Genomic DNA, 18,100 nt, shown 5'->3' with positions numbered 1-18,100 from the left:
GAGGCAGTGGGGGAGCCGGACGTTCGGTGTACCGGCGGGCTGCTGCGGCGAAGCCTACCGGTTGTCCCGGATCCACTCGGCGAAGCGAATTCCGAGGGCCGGGCTGTCTTTGATCCACGCGAAATGGTCGAGATTGGCGATGCCGTCGCCGGGGCCCACATGCCAGCGGGCGGGCCGCGCCGTGCGCAAACGCCCGGCGAGGTGATCCACCGTCGACTTCGGCCCGAGCGGGTCGCCTTCGAAGGACACCATGAGGGTCGGCGTGGCCGATTCGGCAAGCAGGCGATCGTAATTCAGTTTCGAGCCGGCCGGCCGGTAGCGTCCGGTCAGCGCGTGCCAGGACCAGTCGGCCATGACGCCGCCCGCCATCGGACCGCCCATGATCCTGCCGCCGGGCCAGACGCCGCGCAGCCGCGACACCACGCCGACGTACTGACTGCCGTAGAGCACCGAAGCCCAGCGGCTGATATCGAAGGCGCGCCAGTAGACGACGCCGGTGGCGATGGTGATGATGCCGCTCACGCGGCCCGGATTGGCCGCACTGTAGAGCAGCGAGAGCTGACCGCCCAGGCTGTGGCCCACCAGGTAGAGCGGAGCCTGCGGGAACCGTTCCCGCAGCGCGTCCAGGATCGCGGGCAGGTCGGCTTCGAGCATCTGACGGTAGCCGTAGTTGCGGGCCTGGCCCAGGGGCGGGGTGCTCTCGCCCTGCGCGCGCAGATCGACCGTGGCGGTGGAGAATCCGGCGGCGTGCAGCGACTTCGCCAGGGGCAGATAGAATTTCGCCTTCAACGCGATCGCGGGCAGCACCAGCAGCAGCGGGGCGGCCGGGTCGGCGGCGGGCAGCACCCGCACGACGAACTCCGCCGCGGCGGAGATATCGGAGGCGGGAACCGAAACCCGCAGCGCCTCGAGGGTGTCGAATTCCGACGGCCGCTTGGCAGCGGCGGGGGTCTGACTTGGGGTCGACATGACTTCCGTTCCTGATCAGTCGGCCGTCGGCGCGGCGAGTTTGCAGACGTATTCGAAGCTCACCTTGCCGACGAGGACATCGTTGTCGTCGTAGAGACCGGCGCGGGTGTCGAGGTCGAACTTGCCGGCCGCGGTGCGTTCGGCGATGGCGCGGATGTCACGCGGGTCGACGGTGCCGATGGCGCGGATGCGGCCGACGGCGGGCTTGAAGAACGCCGAGCGCGAATCGCGGACCACCATCCATTCGACCGCGGGCAGGTCGGTGGCGGCCGCGCCGACGAACGCCACCGCGCAGGCGATATCGGCGGCCAGGTACAGCGCGCCGGCGTGCACGGTCTTGACGTGGTTGCGCAACTCCGGCTTGTCGGGGAGTTCGACCAGGGCGTGCTCGGCGTCGAGTTCGGTGACCCGCACGCCCGCGTAGACGCCGAACGGCACCGCCGCGCCCGCGATCTCGGCGAGCTTCGCGTAATCCGGATTCTCGGTGGCGAACGGCGTGAACGGCGCGAACGCGCGGTCGAAGAACAATGTCTCGGTCATGGTCCCGGTTCCCAACTGCGTCGAATCGAGTGATCTGGCATGTGCTTTCGGTTCGCAGTATGTCCGCGCGGCACCGCCGGTGAGCGAGCTCATTGGGAGCTCCTATCGCCAGTCACAGAACCGCCGAACGCGGCCGATCGGCGGGGGTCCGCGTCGGTAGTGTCCGCGGTGGCCGTAGGGAGGACAGACACCATGCTCTGGGACGAGATCGATCGTGCGGTGCAACCGCGGACGGTGCTGCACCTCCCTGCGGCGGGACATGAGATTCCGGTGACGCGGATACTGCGCGACGCGGAGCTGACCGCCGCCGCGCTGGACGGTGATCGCCGGGTGGGCCTGCTGCTGGCCAATGGCGAACCGTGGGTGCGCGGGCTGCTGGCCTGTCTGCGCGCCGAGGCGGCGGCGGTGCCGATCGCCCTGCCGGGGGCGCTGGGCGGTGCGGCCTACGTGCGACAGGTGCGGCGGATCGCCGTCGACGCGGAACTGGACACGCTGCTGGTGGACGACACGGGGCTGCGGTTGTTGCGGCGGCTCGAGGTCGATCTGCCGGGGGTGCGGATTCTCGACATCACCGAGCCGGGAGACCCGCGGCCTACGGATTCGCCTGGAGCGCAACGCAATCGCGCTCGGCGGGACCGGTACGCCGTCATCCAGTACACCTCCGGCAGCACCTCCGCCCCGAAGGGTGTCGCGCTCACCGCGGACAACATCATGGCCGGGCTGGATGTCATCGCCACGGCCGCAGCTTGGGACGTCACGGACTGTATGGGCCTGTGGCTGCCGCTGTTTCACGATATGGGCCTGTTCGCGACGCTGACCGGACTGGTCCGCGGCAATCCCGTCTGCCTTTGGCGGCCTTCGGATTTCGTGCGGGATCCCGGTCGCTGGCTGCGCGAATGCGCGGGCTCGCCCACCACCGCTGTGCCCATGCCGAACTTCGCCTATCACCTGCTCGCGTCAGCGTTCCCGGACGGCGTACCGCCCGAACTGGACTTGTCGCGGTGGCGGCTGGCCTTCAACGGGGCCGAACCAGTGCGCCGGCCGGTCCTCGAGGAATTCACGAAGACCTTCGCGCCCAGCGGATTTCGCGCCGAGGCCATGCGCCCGTGTTACGGCATGGCCGAGGCCACCCTGATGGTGACCTGTGCGCGCCAGGGCGAGCCGGTGCGCACGGTGATCGTGGATCGTTTCCGGCTCGGACCCGGCGACCAGCCGCGCACGGTCCCCGAATTCGATCCCGTCGCGCGCACCGTGGTGAGCGCGGGCCGCGCGGTGGGTGAAATGCGCTGGCGGATAAGCGAACCGGGTCGGGTCGGGGAAGTCGAGATCTCGGGTGCACCGGTCATGGGCGGCTATCTGGGCGTGCCTGAGACCGCGCAGCCCTTCACCGCCGACGGCTGGCTGCGCACCGGCGATCTCGGCTTCGAACGCGACGGTGAGCTCTACCTCGTCGGTCGGGTCAAGGACATGATGATCCTGCACGGGCAGAACTATTACGCCGAAGACGTCGAGGACATAGTCGGGGGTCTGCCCGGCCTGGATGGGGTGCGCTGCGCGGCGATCGGCGTCGACGACGCCGGAGCCGAACACATCGCCGTGCTGCTGGAGACCTCCCTCGACCCGGAGGCCGCCGCCGACCTGGCCGCCACCGTCGAGGCGGCCATCCGCGCCGCGCTCGGGCCCCAGCTCGCCCGCGTGTATCCCGTTGCGCCCAAAACGATTCCGTACACCAGCTCCGGCAAGGTGCGCCGCCGCGCGGCCCGCGATATCTGCCGGCGACTCACCGAGGAAGGCGCGCCCGCATGAACGCCGACATCGTGCAAGACGCTCTCGCCGCCGCATTCGCCACGCGGCTCGCACTCGACCCCGCCGAGATCACCACCGAGGCCGCCATCGCGGACCTGCCCGGCGTCGACTCCCTCGCGGTACTGCGCGTCGTCGTGGACGTGGAGACCGCGCTCGGCATCGAGATCCCGGACGATATCGCCTACGCCGCAACCACGGTCCGCGAGCTGGCCGCACTAATCGCGGAGCGGGCGTGAACATCTCCTTCGTGCAGACACCCGCCGACCTGGCGGTTTTCGACACCCCCGTCGCGGAGGCAGCCGTGCTGCTCGGCACGGACGCGGCGAGCGTCGCGGCGCTGGCAGCCGACGGACTGCAACATCGCATCGATCCGGTAAGCGGCCCGCTGTTCGACTACACCGACGTGATCAACGCCGGCGTGCACTCGCGCAGCGGGGTCACCGTTCCCGAACTGGCCCAGCGCCTGCTGCTGCGCTTCGCCGCCGGCACCGCCGACTCCTGGCTGCGTCCACTGGACTGGACGATCACCGTCGTTCCGCCCGGAGGATTCGAGGGTGATTGCGCGGCAGCGGTTCCCGACCTAACCGCCGAGGGCGTACAGGCCCTGGACGTGACCACGCCGCCCATGGAACAGGCCGAGACAGCCGTGGGCTCGGTAGTTGTGGTAGGGGAGCGGTTCGCGTCAGCACTGAGCTCGGTGGGCGTGCGCGGGCAGCAGGCCGAGGCAGCGGTGGGTGCGGGTGAAGAGTGGTTGGCGGCAGCGGTGCGCTCGGTGGGTCCGGGCGGGGAGCAGTTGGCGGCAGCCATGGGCTCGGTGGGTCCGAGTGAGGAGAGGTTCGCGTCGACCGTGGGCTCGGTGGGTGCGGGCGGGGAGCGGTTGGCGGCAGCCGTGGGCTCGCTGGGTCGGGGTGAGGAGCAGTTGGCGGCGGTCCCGGAGATGGGAAGACCGGTTGATGACAGGGTCGCGGCACCGGTCGTCGCGGCTGGCCACCAGCGTGCGCCGTACCGGGTGCGGGTTCGGCTGACTGGTGAGCGGTATCGCGTCGGAAATGATTTGGTCCGTGCGGCTTTCGACGAACAGCTGGCGGACTTCGGCTCGGGGCGCGTGGTCTACCAGGCGATCTCCGAACGGTTGCGCGGCGACCATCGGCGGGCTTGGGAGCTCGGTGTCGCCGACTGCGTGGTGGCGAGCGCGGTGCTGACCGATCGGCTGCGTGCCCACGGGCTCACTGCGCGCACCCGGCGCGGATACCTGCTCGGACTGGTCGGCAGCGACCACGCCTGGACGGAGGTGTACGAGCGTGACCACTGGCGGCCGCTCGATGTCACGTTCGCGCATCTGGCGGGCGGGACCGAATTCCGGGAAGCGTGCTGCGGCAGTCGGTTCAACCGTCTGCTGCCTGGGGCGGTCGCTCCCGGTGTTCCGTTGCTGGTCGACGCGGCGGGCGGTCCCGCGCCGAAACGGGCGTTCGCCGGCGTGACTTCGCGCCTGCACGCCGAGGCGGGAGTGCTGCGATGAACACCGAACGCATGGCCGAACTGGGCGGCACCTGGACGCTGGAAAGCGGCGGCGCCACCGTCTTCAACTGGGACTACGATGCCGGATCCGAGCAGCTGCTGGCGCTGTACGGCAAAGGCAAACAGCGGCAGTGGGATGCCGAGGTGCGGCTGGACTGGTCGCACGAAGTGGATCCGGATAACCCCATCGGGATGCCTGACGAGTTCGTGTGGATCGCTGATTCGGAGCTGTGGCGGGCGCTGCCGGAAGCCGAGCGGATCACTGTGCGCCGTCATCTCGCGGGTTGGCTGTATTCGCAGTTTCTGCACGGGGAACAGGGTGGGCTGGTGTGTGCGGCCAAGGTCGTGCAGACGGTGCCGGATATGTCCGCCAAGTTCTATGCCGCCACGCAGGTGATGGACGAGGCCCGGCACGTCGAGGTGTATCAGCGCATGCTGGAGACGAAGATCGGTGTGCGGTACGGCATGTCGCTGCCGCTGCGCGGGTTGTTCGAGACGATCGTGCGCGATAGCCGCTGGGACATCACCTATCTCGGTGTGCAGGTGCTCATCGAGGGGCTGGCGCTCGCCTCGTTCAGCATTCAACGCGACCGGCTGCGAGATCCGCTGGCGCGCAACCTGAATGCCTACGTGCTCCAAGACGAGGCCCGTCACGTCGCCTTCGGCCGGCTGGCGCTGCGCGACTTCTACCGGCAGCTCGGCGACGCCGAACTGCGTGAGCGCGAGGAGTTCGCCATCGAGGCGTGCTGGACGCTGCGGGACCGGTTCGCGGGCGAGGAGATGTGGCGCGAACTCGATTACGGGGCCGAGGAATGCATCGCGCTGACCAAGCGCTCACCGGCCATGCGGGAGTTCCGCCGCCGCCTGTTCTCCCGCATCGTGCCGACCCTGCGCGATATCAACCTGTTCGGACCGCGCATGCAGCAGGCGCTGAAAGACCTGGGCGTCTTCGGTTTCAGCGCCGTCGACGGGGCCGCGGTCAATGCCGAGGACGAGCGGCTGGCCGAGGAGATCGACCGCCAGGAACGGCTGGTGCGCGGCCGGGAGATCGCCGCCGTCATCGCCCGGGGTGCGGGCGCAATCGAGGGAAAGGACATCGAGCTGCCATGACCGTACTGACCGAGGACACCGATCCCTACGCGGTGCCGACCGCGACCGCCGTCGAAATGCTGTGCGGCGCACCGTGGAAGCGCATGATCACCATGGGCGACAGTGTGGCCGAGGGCATTCGGGAGCCGGTCCCGGGCTACGCCGACCTGTCCTGGTCGCAGCGCCTGGAAGCCGTCCTGGGCGCGATCCACCCGGACTTCACCGCCCGCAATCTCGGCCGCCGGGACCTGACCACCGCCGAAGTGCGCGCCACCCAGCTCGACGCCGCCCTGGAATTCGGCCCGGATCTGGCGTTCGTCACCTGCGGCGGCAACGATATGCTGCGGCCCGGCTTCGACCCGGACCGGGTGCGGGCCGAGCTCACCACCATGGTGTCGGCGCTGCGCGCGCGGGGCGCGGAGGTGGTGACCATCGGATTGCTCGATCTCACCCAGGCCGAACTGGTTCCGGCCAAGTACGCCGAATCGGTCAGCGCCGCCACCCGGGCGCTCGCGCGCGTCACCGAGGAAGTGTCCGCGGCGCACGGGGCCGTGTTCGTGCAGTTCCTGGACCATCCGCTGACCACCGATCCGAGCATCTACAGCAGCGACAGACTGCATTTCAACGCGCGCGGGCACGCCTTCGCGGCCGGGTTGAAAATCCACGCCCTCGCCCGCCATCTCGCCGGAATCCCGCGCTGATGTCCCCGGATGCAAGCACCCGTCCCCGCGATACGACGACCTCGCTGCCGCCGCGCCGGTTCGAGTTCAGTCACGCCGCCGTCGCGGCCGCCGAGCGGATCCTGGCGGGCGGCCCGGAGGTGGTGTGGCGGGAGTTGCTGGTGGATCAGGAGAGCGAGGCCGGTGTGCTCGTCGCCCGGCGGATCGTCGGCGCGTTCCTCGACGGCGATGCGGGCAGTGAACCGGTGGATGTCACCGCCGACATAATCGCGGCCGAAGTCGATGCCACGCGGGCGCGACTGCGCCCGTTGATCGGAACCCTGCGGGAACGCGACCCCGATACCGTGCGGTTGATCCTCCGGCAGCGGGCACCGCTCACGCTACTCGACGGCTGCTGGAACGATATCGTCTCCCAGCCCGCGACTCAGCCCGCCGCAATTGTCAATCGACTACTGGCGCACGAGTTCTCGCGGCGCGGCGCAGGCGAGCCGGGCCGGTCGGCGGCGCGGTCGCGGCGGCGCGCGCTGGCCGCGGCCGGAGTGTTCCCGCCGGAGCTCACCTCCCGTGACTTCCCGAGGTGGGTGCAGCCGTTGCGGCTGACGATGCAGGCCGCATCGTGGTATCTGGCGCTGAGCCGGCTGCCCGCCAATTTCCTGCCCGAGATCGTCGCCGTCCATTACGCGTTCGGCGCGCTGGCGGTCGACGACCACCTGCTCGGCCGCGTGACCGACCCGCGCCCGGATCTCGACGGCCTGCTCGACGCGTTTCTCGCCGACGCCGAAACCTCTTGCACCGCAATACCGGACACACGGCGACTGCTGCGCGCCGTGCGACTGGTGCTGCGGCTCGAAACCGAACACGTCCGCGCCCTGGTGGAATTGGCCGACTGGCACCAGGGGCAGTCGCTGGACGCCCGGGTGGGACGGATATTCGCCCGGCACGCGCCCTACGCGGGCTCGCAGCACGGCGCGGTGCGGCTCGGCGGGGAACTGCTCTCCGACACTCTCGGCGACCCGGAACTCGATGTCGCGCAACTGGTCTCCGCACTGCGCCGGTCCGGGCGGCTGCGTCCACGTCCGGACGGCGGCAACCGGTTCCTGGACGCCATCGCATTCGGCGGGCCCATGTTCGGCATCTTCGACGCCGACGAAGTACAGATCCTGACAGCCTGGTCGGCAGCGGTCGCCGCCGGAGACCCCGAGGGCCCGGCCGGTGAGCCGTGCACGGCGGGGGAGGACACGGCACGCCACTGGGACCAGATGATCGCCGCATACCGGCCCGCCGACGTAGAGGTGACCGACCCGGTGCAGCGCGGCGGGCGAGAACTGTTCCACCGGCTGGTGAATATCGAGAACTACCCGAACACCCTGGTCGCGGCCCGGGACTACGCCGACCGGATTCTGGCTCGCGCGCAACTGCTCTGGGACGGCGGCGAGGACGGGACATACACCGACGCGAGCTTCTTCGACTACAGCCCGGAGGCGCTGCTGGCGCGCGTCGAGCGGATCTATTGGACGAAACTGGTCGATCCCTACCGTCCGCTCGCCGAGATCCCGGCGCGCGAGACGGTCATCGACAACCAGAAGCGCTACGCCCTGGCGGCGCTGGTGGACGGCGCCTGGCTGCATCGTGTCGGCAATGCCGGGCGCTTCGACCGGCCCGGCGTGGCCGCCCTGTACGCCATCCACGCCGATGAGATGGGCAATGGCGATCTCGCCGAGAACCACCTCACCCTGATCGGCCGCGTCCTCGACAGCATGTCCATCGCCCTGCCGCACATCCGCGAGCCGGAGTTCGTGCGGGAACGCGAACTGCCCGAACTGTCCTATGCCTTCGCCAACTATCAATTGAGCCTCGGGCTGTTCCCGGACAGCCGGTTTCCCGAACTGCTCGGATTGACCCTCGGCATAGAGCTTTTCGGGCTCGGCGAGCTGCGGCTGCACGAGATCCAGAAGCTGCGCCACCACGGCTTCGACCCGTGTTACGAACAAGCCCATCTGACCGTCGACAATGTCTCCGCCGGACACGCCAGGCAGGCCGCCGAGATCATCAATTCCCATCTCGGTGCAATCGGCGACAGCGTGGGACCGGCCGCCGTGGCGGAGCAGTGGCGGCGCGTGTGGCGCGGCTACGCCTCCTTCGCGCTGTTCGTCGAAGCGCCGCTGGTGCGGAAGCTGATGGCCCGCCATGCGAACTGAATCCCGCACGCCCGCCTACGATCCGGACCTGCTCGCGCTCCCGTTCTACGACCGGCGGCACCGCGAACTGGCCATCGCCATGGACGGCTGGTGCGCCGAGCACGACCGGCTCTGGGCGCGGGTGCCAGCCGGCGACCCGGACGCGATGGGCCGCACCATCATTCGTGAACTCGGCGCGGCCGGCTGGCTGACCTTCCTGGCCGAACCGGACACGGCGATGGACCTGCGCGGACTGTGCGTACTGCGCGAGATCCTGGCCTACACAGAGGATCTCGCCGACCATGCCTTCGCCATCCAGGCGCTGGCCGCCACCCCGATCCGGCGGCACGGCAGCACCGCACAGCGGCAGCGCTGGCTACCGCCGCTCTCGCGCGGCGAACTGATCGGGGGCTTCGCCCTCTCCGAGGACGCGGCGGGCTCCGACATCGCCGCCGTGGAACTGGCCGCGCGCGCCCGGCGCGGCGGGTTCGTCCTCGACGGCCACAAGACCTGGATCGCGCACGGCACGCTCGCCGATGTGTTCTGTGTCGTCGCGCGCACCGGCGGCGCGGGGGCATTGGGGTTGACTGCCTTCCTGATTCCGGCCGCCACCCCGGGCCTGTGGGTGCGGCCCATCGACCTGGTCGCGCCGCGCTCGTTCGCCCGGATCGAATTCGAGCAGTGCGAAGTGCCCGCGGACGCCGTGCTCGGCGAGGTGGGCGGCGGTTTCCTCATCGCCTTGGACCTGCTCGAACGCTTCCGGATGACGGTGGGAGCCGCCGCGATCGGCTTCGGCCGCCGCGCCAGCGACACCGCCCTCGCGCACGCCCGCGACCGGAAAGCCTACGGCGGCACGCTGTGGGATCTGCCCACCGTGCGCGCCACCCTGGCCGACAGCCAGGTCGCGTTGGAGGCGGCGGCGCTGCTGGTGGCACGCGCCGCCTGGGAGGGCGACCGGAACACGCCGGCGTTCGCGACCCGGGGCGCGGTCGCGAAACTACACGCCACCGAGCACGCGCAGCGCGTCGTCGACGCGGCCGTACAGATCTGCGGGGCTTCGGGTCTGGTCAAGGACAGCGTGACCGAGCGGCTCTACCGGCAGATCCGCTCATTGCGCCTCTACGAGGGTGCTTCGGAGGTGCTGCGCGCGAGCATCGCCGCCACGCTCGGCCATCGAAGCGCCACGATCCGGAACGAGGACGCCCATGACACAGAGTGATTCGCGCCCGGCGCATTACGCCTGCCTCGGCATCGGGGTGGGACCGGCCAATCTCTCCCTGGCCGCCCTGCTGCACCGGCATCCCGGGATTCCGCACCTGTTCCTCGACCGCAAAGCCGAATTCGGCTGGCACGAAGGGCAACTCGTGAGCGGGGCGGAACTCCAGGTCTCGCCGCTCAAAGACTTGGTCACCCTGCACGATCCCACCAATCCCTGGTCGTTCCTGAACTATCTGCACGATCAGGGCCGCATCTACCACTTCCTGAACGCGCGCTTCGACAGCGTGCCCCGGCGCGAATACCGCAACTACCTGGAGTGGGCGAGCCGCCGCAACCCTCGCATCGTGTTCGGTGAGGAAGTGCTCGCGGTCGACTTCGACACCACCTTCACCGTGCACACCAGCAAGCGTGTGCTGACCGCCGACAATATCGTCGCCGGGGTCGGGACGACGCCGTGGGTGCCGTACTTCGCGCGGGATCAGCTCGGGCGCAACCAATTCCACGTCGCCGACTTCGGTGAGCGGGCCGCCTCGGTCGGCGGTCGCCGCGTGGTGGTGATCGGCGGCGGGCAGTCCGGCGCGGAAGCGGTCCTGGATCTGCTCTCGCGGCGCGGACCCGAACTCCCGCGCGAGTTGGTGTGGGTGTCGCGGCGGCGCAACTTCTTTCCCATCGACGACTCGCCCTTCACCAACGAGTTCTTCATGCCCTGCCACGCCGATCACTTCTACGGGCTCGAACCCGCGACGCGCGCGGCGTTCAACCGGGAACAGAACCTGGCCAGCGACGGCATCTCCGAACGCACCGCGCGCGAGCTCTACCAGCGGCTGTACCTGCACCGCTTCGTCGAACGCCGGGAAGAGGTCATCGGGCTGTACCCGAACCGGGACGTCGTGGACGTGACCCGGGTGGGCGAGCAGCTGATGGTCGCGGTGCGGCATCGCGACGAGACGGACCTGCTCGAGCATTTCGAGACGGACCTGATCGTATGGGCCACCGGATATCGCCCCGCCGCCCTCGATTTCCTCGCGCCACTGGCGGATCGCCTCGAACGAGACGGCGCGGAGTACGCCGTGGACGCCGACTTCGCGGTGCGCTGGGACGGGCCGCCGGACCGGAACATCTTCTTGCAGAACGCGGTGCGGGGACAACGCGGGCTCGCCGACCCGAACCTGAGCCTGAACGCCTGGCGCAGCGGGCGGATCATCGACCGTATACGCGGCGAGCGCGGGCGAGACCAGTTGGCGGCCTTCGTCGAATGGTCCACCAAACCCGGAAAGTCGCTGCCGTCATGAGCGATCCGACGACGGTGGACATCGTGATCGCCGGGGCCGGCGTGCTCGGCTGCCTGATCGCGGCCGAGATCGCCGCCCGCCGCCCCGAACTGGACATCATGATGGTGGACCGCGGCACGATCGGCGGCGGCGCGACCCGGCACTCGGCCGGACTGGACATCCCGCGCGGTCACAGCGCGCGCGTGCGGCGCATGGCGGCCTACGGGCGGCGGTACTACGCCGACGAACGGAGGGTGCTGCCGATGACCGTCATCGCCCCCGCCGCAGCTGAATCCGGGCTTCGCACACGGTATCTCGACGGTGCGACGCTGCGCGCGGTGCCTGCTATTCGGAGTGACCTGGTGACTTGCCCCGGCGGATATCGCGCATGGCACGGCACCTGCGCCCATGCCGAGGTCGATGCCGTCGCCCGGGGGATCGCGCGCGAAATCCGTTCCCGCGTGCGCATTCACGAGGGCGTGCGGGTGCTGGCCGTCGAACCGCGTCCGGCGGGCATGCTGCTGCGGCTGGGCACCGGCCGCGACGTGCTCGCGGGCCGCGTGGTGCTCGCGCCCGGCCCATGGATCGGGGCACCGGCGTGGCAGGAGTTTCTCGCGCCGTTCGACATTCGCGTGAAACGCGTCGTCGCCCTGCACATCGACCGGGTCCCGGCGGCGGAGGACCCAGCCGTGATCTTCGACGCCGAGGACGCGTTCCTCCTGCCGCTGTCCGAACGCGGCCACTGGTTGTTCAGCTACACCAGCGACATATGGGACGTGATGCCCGACGATCCGCCGACCGGGGTGACCGCGGCGGATCTGACTGCCGGACAACGCATTCTGGCGAAATACGCGCCCGGGCTGATCCCGCACACCGTCTCCGGCCGGGCGTTCTGCGATGCCTACAGCCCCGACCGTGAACCGGTGGTGCGATGCTCACCCCGGGACCGCCGCGTCGTCTTCGCCGGGGCCGCGAACGGCTCCGGCTACCGCCTCGGCCCTGCCATCGCCGCCGAGACCGCCGACCTGCTCGGCCTACACGCCGAGACCGCCGACCCGCCCGCCGAGGCCGCCGACCTGCCCGCCGAGACCTGCAACTTGTTTGGCCTTTCCGCCGACGTGGCCGCCGAGGCCGCCGATCCGCTTGGCTTGCCCGCCGAGCCCGCCGCCGAACGGGAGTGTCCCGCATGATCATTCGCCGATACGACCCCGACACGCTCACTGCGGCCTTCGGCATCGGGATGGGCGGCATCGACGGGCTCGCCACTGCGGCCGCGTGGGGGCGGGTGCCGCCGGGCGGGCGCACGCTCAGTCATCGGCACGATGAGACCGAGCAGATCATCATCGTTTCCGGCACCGGGGAATTCGTGGTGAACGAGCATCGGACCCCGGCTGGCACCGGCACCGTGGCGGTGTTCGAGCCCTTCGAACCGCATGTGCTCGCGAACGTGGGCGATGACGATCTGGTGTTCGTCACACAGTATTGGCGCGACGGCGATCAGGTCGATGTCGCGGTGCGCGCCACCGCCCGGCCGAGCTTCTCAGATCGCCCGGTCTTCGTCTGCTCCACGCCGCCGACGCCGAACGGGGATCTGCATCTTGGGCATTTGTCCGGTCCCTATCTGGGGGCCGACGCCTACGTCCGGTTCCAACGGATGAACGGGCAGCGGGCCTGGCATCTCACCGGCAGTGACGACTTCCAGAGTTATGTGCGCGAGCTGGCCTGCCGGGAAGGGCGGGAACCAGCCGAGGTCGCCGCGCAATACAGCGCCGAGATCGCGGCCACCCTCGCGCTGATGGACATCGAACCGGATCAGTACACGGTGACCGGGACCGACCCGGAATACCGTGCGGGACTTCGCAAGTTCTTTTCCGCGCTGGTGGCTTCCGGTCGGGTCACGCCGACCGCGGGCCCGGCGCTGATCGATCCCGCGGACGGGGGTTACCTCTACGAGGTCGACGTCGCCGGTGGCTGCCCGGCCTGCAACGCACCGACGCGCGGCAATATCTGCGAGGAGTGCGGTGAGCCGAACACCGTGGCCGACCTGAGCGCACCGGTCGCGGTCGCCTCGGGCCGTCCGGCGGCGGCGAGCACGGTCACCCGCTTCATGATGCCGCTGCACGAGCTGCGCGCGACAGTGCTGGCGCATCAGCGCATTGGTCGCGTGCCCGCTCGGCTGCGACAGTTGACCGACCGGGTTTTCCGCCGGGCACGACTGGATATCGCTGTCAGCCATCCGGGTGATTGGGGAGTGGCGCCGGCCGAACCGGAAGGTGCGGGGCAGGTCATCTGGGTCTGGCCGGAAATGTCTTTCGGCTTCCTGCACGGCATTCAGAGACTCGGCGAGCGCATCGGGCAACGATGGAAAGCCGCTGCGCCACAGCAGGACTGGAAGATCGTGCACTTCTTCGGCTATGATAACAGCTTCTATCACTCGATCTTGTATCCGGCTCTGTATGCGCTCGCCTTTCCCGGCTGGCAGCCCGATATCGACTATCACGTCAACGAGTTCTATCTGCTCGACGGAGCGAAATTCTCCACCAGTCGTCGGCATGCGATCTGGGGCAAGGAGATTCTGAATCCCGGCAGCGTGGACGCGGTGCGGTTCTTCCTCGCGCGTACTCGCGCCGAACACGAGCGCACCGATTTCACCATGGCGGAATACGAACGGGTGCGGGACGAGGTACTCATCGGGGCCTGGCAGCGCTGGCTCGGCGAGCTCGGCGACCGGGTCGATCACCGATACGGGGGCGTCGCACCGGAAGCGGGGAACTGGACCGCGAGCCATCTCGCCTTCGTGCGCCGCTTGCGCATTCGCCTCGACGCCGTCACCGATGCGCTCGGGCCGGACGGATTCACCCTGCGTGGCGCGGCAGCGGAATTGGACGGAATTGTGAGCGACGCACGGGCTTTCGCGGCCACCGAGAGCCGCCTTCAAGAGAGCGAATATCTGGAGAGCGAAACTCGGACAGCGATCACCCTCGAATTGACCGCCGCGAAGCTGCTGGCCGCCGTGGCGAACCCCGTCATGCCTCGCTTCGCCGATCGGCTGGCCGAGGCGCTGGGGGAGCGCGGTCCTCGGCAATGGCCGCACGGGGTGGATCCGGTGGCGGCGGGTACGCCGATCCGGTTGTCCGGCAACGGGTTCTTCGCACCGGTGGACATGCGGCAGGCACTGGCCGAAACGGTAGCGCCGTGATCGATATCGTGATCGCGCCGCCGCCCACGAGCGGTCGCATCCACATCGCGACTCTCACCGCGCGGCAGAGCATTTCATTGCGGGAACTCCACGATCGGGCGGGCCGGGTCGCGGGGTATCTGCGTGCGATCGGCCTCGGCCCCGGGGACCGTATCGGCATCCTCGCCGCCAACCGGCTGGAATGGGTGCTGCTCGACCTCGCCGCCCTGCGGTTGGGCATCCAGACGGCCGCATTGGAGCCGGGCAAGTTCACGCCTTCCGCGGAACTGCTCGCGCGCTACGGGTTGCGGGCGCTGTTCACCGACATCCCCGTCGATACACCTGGCGTCTGGCCCATCGGTGATATCGAAAAGCTGTGCGGTGGTGTCGAACCGGAAGTTCCGCCCGCGGTGCGGTACGCGACCGACGACGTGATCACGATCAAATTCACCTCCGGCAGCACCGGCATCCCCAAGGGGCTCGGTGCGACGGCGGGCAGTGTCGCGAGTTCGATGGCCGCCGTCCAGCAGCTGTTCGCGCACGGGCCCGGCGACAATCTGCTGATCTTCCTTCCCTTGTCGCTGTTGCAGCAGCGCTATTGGATCTATTCGGCCCTCGCCCACGGGCACGACGTCACGATCTGCACCCACACCTCGGTATTCGCGGTCATGGCCTCGATCCGCCCGACCGGCGTCATGGGTGTGCCCGCCTTCTTCGAGGCCGCGCGCCGCGAAATCGAGGAGCTGGCTGCCACATCGGACAGCACCGGCGACGCGGCGCTGCGCACGGCGGCGAACAGCGTGTTCGGCGACCGGATCCGCTACCTGTGGACCGGTTCCGCGCCGGCGGGCCGGACCCTGCTGGACTTCTACGAGGCGGTGGGACTGCCGCTCTTCGAAGGCTACGGGCTCAACGAGACGTGCATCGTGGCCAAGAACCATCCCGGCGCAGTCCGAGCCGGCAGCGTCGGAAAAGTCCTGCCCGGTAAGGAAGTCCGGATCGATGACGAGGGTGTTGTGCGGGTGCGCGCCGAATATCCGGTGAGCCGGGGATACCTGTACGCCGAACCCGGTGCGACGCAACAGGTATTCGAGGCCGACGGCACCGTGATCACCGGGGACCTCGGCCGCCTGGACGCCGACGGCTATCTGTACATCCTCGGGCGCGCCGACGACACCATCATCCTGGGCAATGGGCGCAAGATCGTCGCCCGGGCCATCGAGGAGAACCTGACGAACGCCGGAACCGGCATCGCCGCATGCGTCCTGTACTGCCGCGCCGAAGTCGAACTGGTCGCGGTGGCGTCCCCGGCCGCGATGCCCGCCGATATCGCCGCGCTCACCGCGCAGCTCGCCCGTGCGAATCTCGCCGCGCGGCCGGACGAACGGATCTCACGTCTCGTGGTGGCCGAGGAGCCCTTCACCATCGACAACGCTCTGCTCACCTCGCAGTACAAACCACGCCGCCAGCGCGTGATCGCGCGGTACCGAACCGCGCTCGACGACCCACAGGAGGGTATCCATGCACCCTGATATCGAAGCGTTCACGCGCCGGCGGCTGGCCGCGCTCGCGGTCGCCGAGCTGACACCCGAGCAGGTGGATCCGGACCGCGACCTGGTGCTGACCTACGGGCTCACCTCACTGAACAAGATTGTTTTGCTGACTTCGGTGTGCGGCCGGGCCGGTGTCGAACTGACCCTGCTCACCGAGGACGACCTCGTCCGCATGCTCACGCTGCGCGACATCGTCGACACGGTGACGCGGTACGCGCCCGCGGACGGTGCGGCGTGAGCTGGAACGAGATCGGGAAACAGGTGCTGGGGAACGAGCAGCTGCGGATGGAGCCGATCAGCGAAAGCCATCGGGAAGCGGTGCGCGCGGTGGCCATGGATGCCGAGATCTGGCGCTACTTCGTGACACTGGTCGAGACCCGCGATGATTTCGAGCGTTTCTTCGACACCTGCCTGGACGACCACGCGGCGGGCCGGAGGGTCGTGTTCGTCATCATCGACAAGGCCGCTGGTCGGGTCGCCGGGAGCATGAGCTACGGCAATCTGGCAGAGGCCGACGGCCGCCTCGAGATCGGATGGTCTTGGCTGGGCGCGGATTTCCGCGGGCGCGGCCACAACCGGCAGGCAAAGCTGCTGCTGCTCGAGCACGCGTTCGACACCATGGGCGCGCTGCGCGTCGAATTCAAGACCGACGAGCTCAACACTCGTGCCCGGCGGGCGCTGCGCAATATCGGCGCGGTGGAAGAAGGAACGCTGCGCAGCTTCAACTTCATGCCCGGCGGGCGGCGGCGCGATGCGGTGTTCTACAGCATTCTGGCCGGGGAATGGCCGGGGGTGCGACGCCTGCTCACCGGTCCGGCGGCGACCGCATCGGCATGACCACACCCGGCGCAGTTCCCGTCATCGATTGTGCTGGAACGCCTTTCGAGATCGGATACCAGCACGGTTCGCGGCTTGCCGGTCGGCTGCGATGCTTCCTCGACGACGCGGTGGCTCGGCTCGGTCACCTACTGCCCGAACCGGTCACCCTCACCGGACTGCGGCCCGAGATCACGGCCTATCGAAGCGCGATCACCGCCGCGCTCCCCGATGCCGCCGAGGAGGTCCGGGGTCTGGCGGCCGGTGCCGGAATCACCGCCGAGCAGGCGTGGCTGCTCCAGATCCGCCGCGAGCTGCTGGGATACCGCAAGGTGCCGGCACAGGGCGACTGCACCACCTACGCCACCTCCGGTCCGCGCGTGCTGCTCGCCCAGACCATCGATCTCAACGGCAATCTGGACGATCAACTCGCGGTACTGCGCATCGCACACCGCGATTCGGGCCGCCGGGTGCTGGTATTGAGCTTCGCCGGACTGCTCGGCTATCTGGGCGTGAACAGCGACGGCCTCGCGATCGGCCTGAATCTGGTGCTCGGCGGCGACTGGTCGCCCGGGATACCGCCCTACCTGGCCATCCGCCACCTGCTCGACACCTGCGCCGACACCGGGCAGGCGCTGGAACGCCTCGAGGCCCTGCCACTCACCGGATCCCGATCGCTCACGCTCACCGACGGCCGGAACACCCGCTGCATCGAGTTCCTGGACAACGATATTCGCGAAATCGACCGCTCGGTGCATGCCAATCATTTCCTGCACCCGCAGTTCAGCGCGCACGACGAACTCAACGTCTTCGCCCGCAACTCCTCGCGCCTGCGCCTCGACGCCGCGACCACCGCACTGGCGGCGCTACCGGATTCCGCGACGATCGCCGACCATTTCGCGCTGTTGTGCCGCGCGCCGATCTGCGTCCCCGACCACGGCGACATTCGGCGCGAACGCACCGTCGCGGCGGTGGTGCTGGACCCCGGCAGCCGGGAGTTGCATCTGCGCCCGGGCGATCCGAACCACGCGCAGACCCTGACCTTCGCATGCGAGGAGGCACTCGAGCCGCGCTGAAAATCGAGAAGGCGGTGGGCTCTGATTGCTCAGAACCCACCGCCGGCAGGAGAGTGAAACCACAGCAGCCCTCTGGGTCTCGCTCGATCCGTACGCCGAGTTCAGTGTAGGTCAGGCTTACCTAACTTGCAAGTGTGGAGTGGTGAGGTGGGGGTCCGGCGGGGCCGGGGTGCGGGGGCGTGCCAGTGTGGATCGCATGGCAGATCAAG

The 18,100-nt window shown here is 69.0% G+C and carries 16 protein-coding genes; 14 read left to right on the top strand and 2 right to left on the bottom strand.

Features of this window, described 5'->3' with window-relative positions; all coding sequences use genetic code 11:
* Window positions 1-54: 54 nt before the first annotated feature.
* Window positions 55-969 (bottom strand): alpha/beta hydrolase family protein, encoded by a 915-nt coding sequence (locus NI1_RS18925; protein ID WP_067822021.1) that lies wholly within the window; start codon window positions 967-969, stop codon window positions 55-57.
* A gap of 15 nt (window positions 970-984) precedes the next feature.
* Window positions 985-1,509, bottom strand: coding sequence for a DUF4442 domain-containing protein (locus NI1_RS18920; RefSeq protein ID WP_067822687.1), 525 nt, complete (start codon window positions 1,507-1,509; stop codon window positions 985-987).
* A gap of 192 nt (window positions 1,510-1,701) precedes the next feature.
* Here NI1_RS18920 and NI1_RS18915 point away from each other — a divergent pair, with 192 nt between their 5' ends.
* From NI1_RS18915 to NI1_RS18850, 14 genes are read left to right on the top strand one after another with little or no spacing between them, the layout of a single operon-like run.
* Window positions 1,702-3,315, top strand: a complete 1,614-nt coding sequence (locus NI1_RS18915; RefSeq protein ID WP_067822019.1) for an AMP-binding protein — start codon at window positions 1,702-1,704, stop codon at window positions 3,313-3,315.
* The gene (locus tag NI1_RS18910; protein ID WP_067822017.1) at window positions 3,312-3,551 is read left to right on the top strand and encodes an acyl carrier protein; all 240 of its coding nucleotides are present in this window, start codon (window positions 3,312-3,314) and stop codon (window positions 3,549-3,551) included. The genes NI1_RS18915 and NI1_RS18910 overlap by 4 nt, the downstream gene beginning before the upstream one ends.
* A complete protein-coding gene (locus NI1_RS18905) occupies window positions 3,548-4,834 on the top strand; it encodes a transglutaminase-like domain-containing protein (protein ID WP_067822015.1) in 1,287 nt (428 codons plus the stop codon). The genes NI1_RS18910 and NI1_RS18905 overlap by 4 nt, the downstream gene beginning before the upstream one ends.
* Window positions 4,831-5,943, top strand: a complete 1,113-nt coding sequence (locus tag NI1_RS18900; RefSeq protein ID WP_067822014.1) for a diiron oxygenase — start codon at window positions 4,831-4,833, stop codon at window positions 5,941-5,943. Before NI1_RS18905 ends, NI1_RS18900 begins: the two co-directional genes overlap by 4 nt.
* Window positions 5,940-6,623, top strand: coding sequence for an SGNH/GDSL hydrolase family protein (locus NI1_RS18895; protein ID WP_067822012.1), 684 nt, complete (start codon window positions 5,940-5,942; stop codon window positions 6,621-6,623). The genes NI1_RS18900 and NI1_RS18895 overlap by 4 nt, the downstream gene beginning before the upstream one ends.
* Window positions 6,623-8,800, top strand: coding sequence for an iron-containing redox enzyme family protein (locus NI1_RS18890; protein ID WP_067822010.1), 2,178 nt, complete (start codon window positions 6,623-6,625; stop codon window positions 8,798-8,800). Before NI1_RS18895 ends, NI1_RS18890 begins: the two co-directional genes overlap by 1 nt.
* Window positions 8,790-9,998: an acyl-CoA dehydrogenase family protein gene (locus NI1_RS18885; RefSeq protein ID WP_067822007.1), complete on the top strand. Its 1,209-nt coding sequence runs from the start codon at window positions 8,790-8,792 to the stop codon at window positions 9,996-9,998. Before NI1_RS18890 ends, NI1_RS18885 begins: the two co-directional genes overlap by 11 nt.
* Window positions 9,985-11,289: a lysine N(6)-hydroxylase/L-ornithine N(5)-oxygenase family protein gene (locus tag NI1_RS18880; RefSeq protein WP_067822004.1), complete on the top strand. Its 1,305-nt coding sequence runs from the start codon at window positions 9,985-9,987 to the stop codon at window positions 11,287-11,289. Before NI1_RS18885 ends, NI1_RS18880 begins: the two co-directional genes overlap by 14 nt.
* A complete protein-coding gene (locus NI1_RS18875; protein ID WP_067822001.1) occupies window positions 11,286-12,458 on the top strand; it encodes an NAD(P)/FAD-dependent oxidoreductase in 1,173 nt (390 codons plus the stop codon). The genes NI1_RS18880 and NI1_RS18875 overlap by 4 nt, the downstream gene beginning before the upstream one ends.
* Window positions 12,455-14,467: a class I tRNA ligase family protein gene (locus NI1_RS18870; protein WP_067821998.1), complete on the top strand. Its 2,013-nt coding sequence runs from the start codon at window positions 12,455-12,457 to the stop codon at window positions 14,465-14,467. Before NI1_RS18875 ends, NI1_RS18870 begins: the two co-directional genes overlap by 4 nt.
* Window positions 14,464-15,978, top strand: coding sequence for an AMP-binding protein (locus NI1_RS18865; RefSeq protein WP_218026772.1), 1,515 nt, complete (start codon window positions 14,464-14,466; stop codon window positions 15,976-15,978). The genes NI1_RS18870 and NI1_RS18865 overlap by 4 nt, the downstream gene beginning before the upstream one ends.
* Window positions 15,968-16,237, top strand: coding sequence for a hypothetical protein (locus NI1_RS18860; RefSeq protein ID WP_067821996.1), 270 nt, complete (start codon window positions 15,968-15,970; stop codon window positions 16,235-16,237). Before NI1_RS18865 ends, NI1_RS18860 begins: the two co-directional genes overlap by 11 nt.
* Complete coding sequence (locus NI1_RS18855) at window positions 16,234-16,836, top strand: GNAT family N-acetyltransferase (RefSeq protein ID WP_067821994.1); 603 nt, start codon at window positions 16,234-16,236, stop codon at window positions 16,834-16,836. Before NI1_RS18860 ends, NI1_RS18855 begins: the two co-directional genes overlap by 4 nt.
* Window positions 16,833-17,891, top strand: coding sequence for a C45 family autoproteolytic acyltransferase/hydrolase (locus NI1_RS18850; RefSeq protein ID WP_067822682.1), 1,059 nt, complete (start codon window positions 16,833-16,835; stop codon window positions 17,889-17,891). The genes NI1_RS18855 and NI1_RS18850 overlap by 4 nt, the downstream gene beginning before the upstream one ends.
* Window positions 17,892-18,100: the final 209 nt, after the last annotated feature.

The organism is Nocardia inohanensis NBRC 100128, assembly GCF_001612945.1.
Taxonomy (GTDB): Bacteria; Actinomycetota; Actinomycetes; order Mycobacteriales; family Mycobacteriaceae; genus Nocardia; species Nocardia inohanensis.
The sequence above is the reverse complement of the archived record's forward strand: the minus strand, read 5'-3'. Positions and strand labels throughout refer to the sequence as shown.

What these genes read in the sequence shown, in the direction of transcription:
- NI1_RS18850 (WP_067822682.1), top strand. Translation starts at nt 16,833, where the DNA reads ATGACCACACCCGGCGCAGTTCCCGTCATCGATTGTGCTGGAACGCCT.
- NI1_RS18890 (WP_067822010.1), top strand. Translation starts at nt 6,623, where the DNA reads ATGTCCCCGGATGCAAGCACCCGTCCCCGCGATACGACGACCTCGCTG.
- NI1_RS18895 (WP_067822012.1), top strand. Translation starts at nt 5,940, where the DNA reads ATGACCGTACTGACCGAGGACACCGATCCCTACGCGGTGCCGACCGCG.
- NI1_RS18875 (WP_067822001.1), top strand. Translation starts at nt 11,286, where the DNA reads ATGAGCGATCCGACGACGGTGGACATCGTGATCGCCGGGGCCGGCGTG.
- NI1_RS18885 (WP_067822007.1), top strand. Translation starts at nt 8,790, where the DNA reads ATGCGAACTGAATCCCGCACGCCCGCCTACGATCCGGACCTGCTCGCG.
- NI1_RS18925 (WP_067822021.1), bottom strand. Translation starts at nt 969, where the DNA reads ATGTCGACCCCAAGTCAGACCCCCGCCGCTGCCAAGCGGCCGTCGGAA.
- NI1_RS18900 (WP_067822014.1), top strand. Translation starts at nt 4,831, where the DNA reads ATGAACACCGAACGCATGGCCGAACTGGGCGGCACCTGGACGCTGGAA.
- NI1_RS18915 (WP_067822019.1), top strand. Translation starts at nt 1,702, where the DNA reads ATGCTCTGGGACGAGATCGATCGTGCGGTGCAACCGCGGACGGTGCTG.
- NI1_RS18880 (WP_067822004.1), top strand. Translation starts at nt 9,985, where the DNA reads ATGACACAGAGTGATTCGCGCCCGGCGCATTACGCCTGCCTCGGCATC.
- NI1_RS18920 (WP_067822687.1), bottom strand. Translation starts at nt 1,509, where the DNA reads ATGACCGAGACATTGTTCTTCGACCGCGCGTTCGCGCCGTTCACGCCG.
- NI1_RS18870 (WP_067821998.1), top strand. Translation starts at nt 12,455, where the DNA reads ATGATCATTCGCCGATACGACCCCGACACGCTCACTGCGGCCTTCGGC.
- NI1_RS18910 (WP_067822017.1), top strand. Translation starts at nt 3,312, where the DNA reads ATGAACGCCGACATCGTGCAAGACGCTCTCGCCGCCGCATTCGCCACG.
- NI1_RS18860 (WP_067821996.1), top strand. Translation starts at nt 15,968, where the DNA reads ATGCACCCTGATATCGAAGCGTTCACGCGCCGGCGGCTGGCCGCGCTC.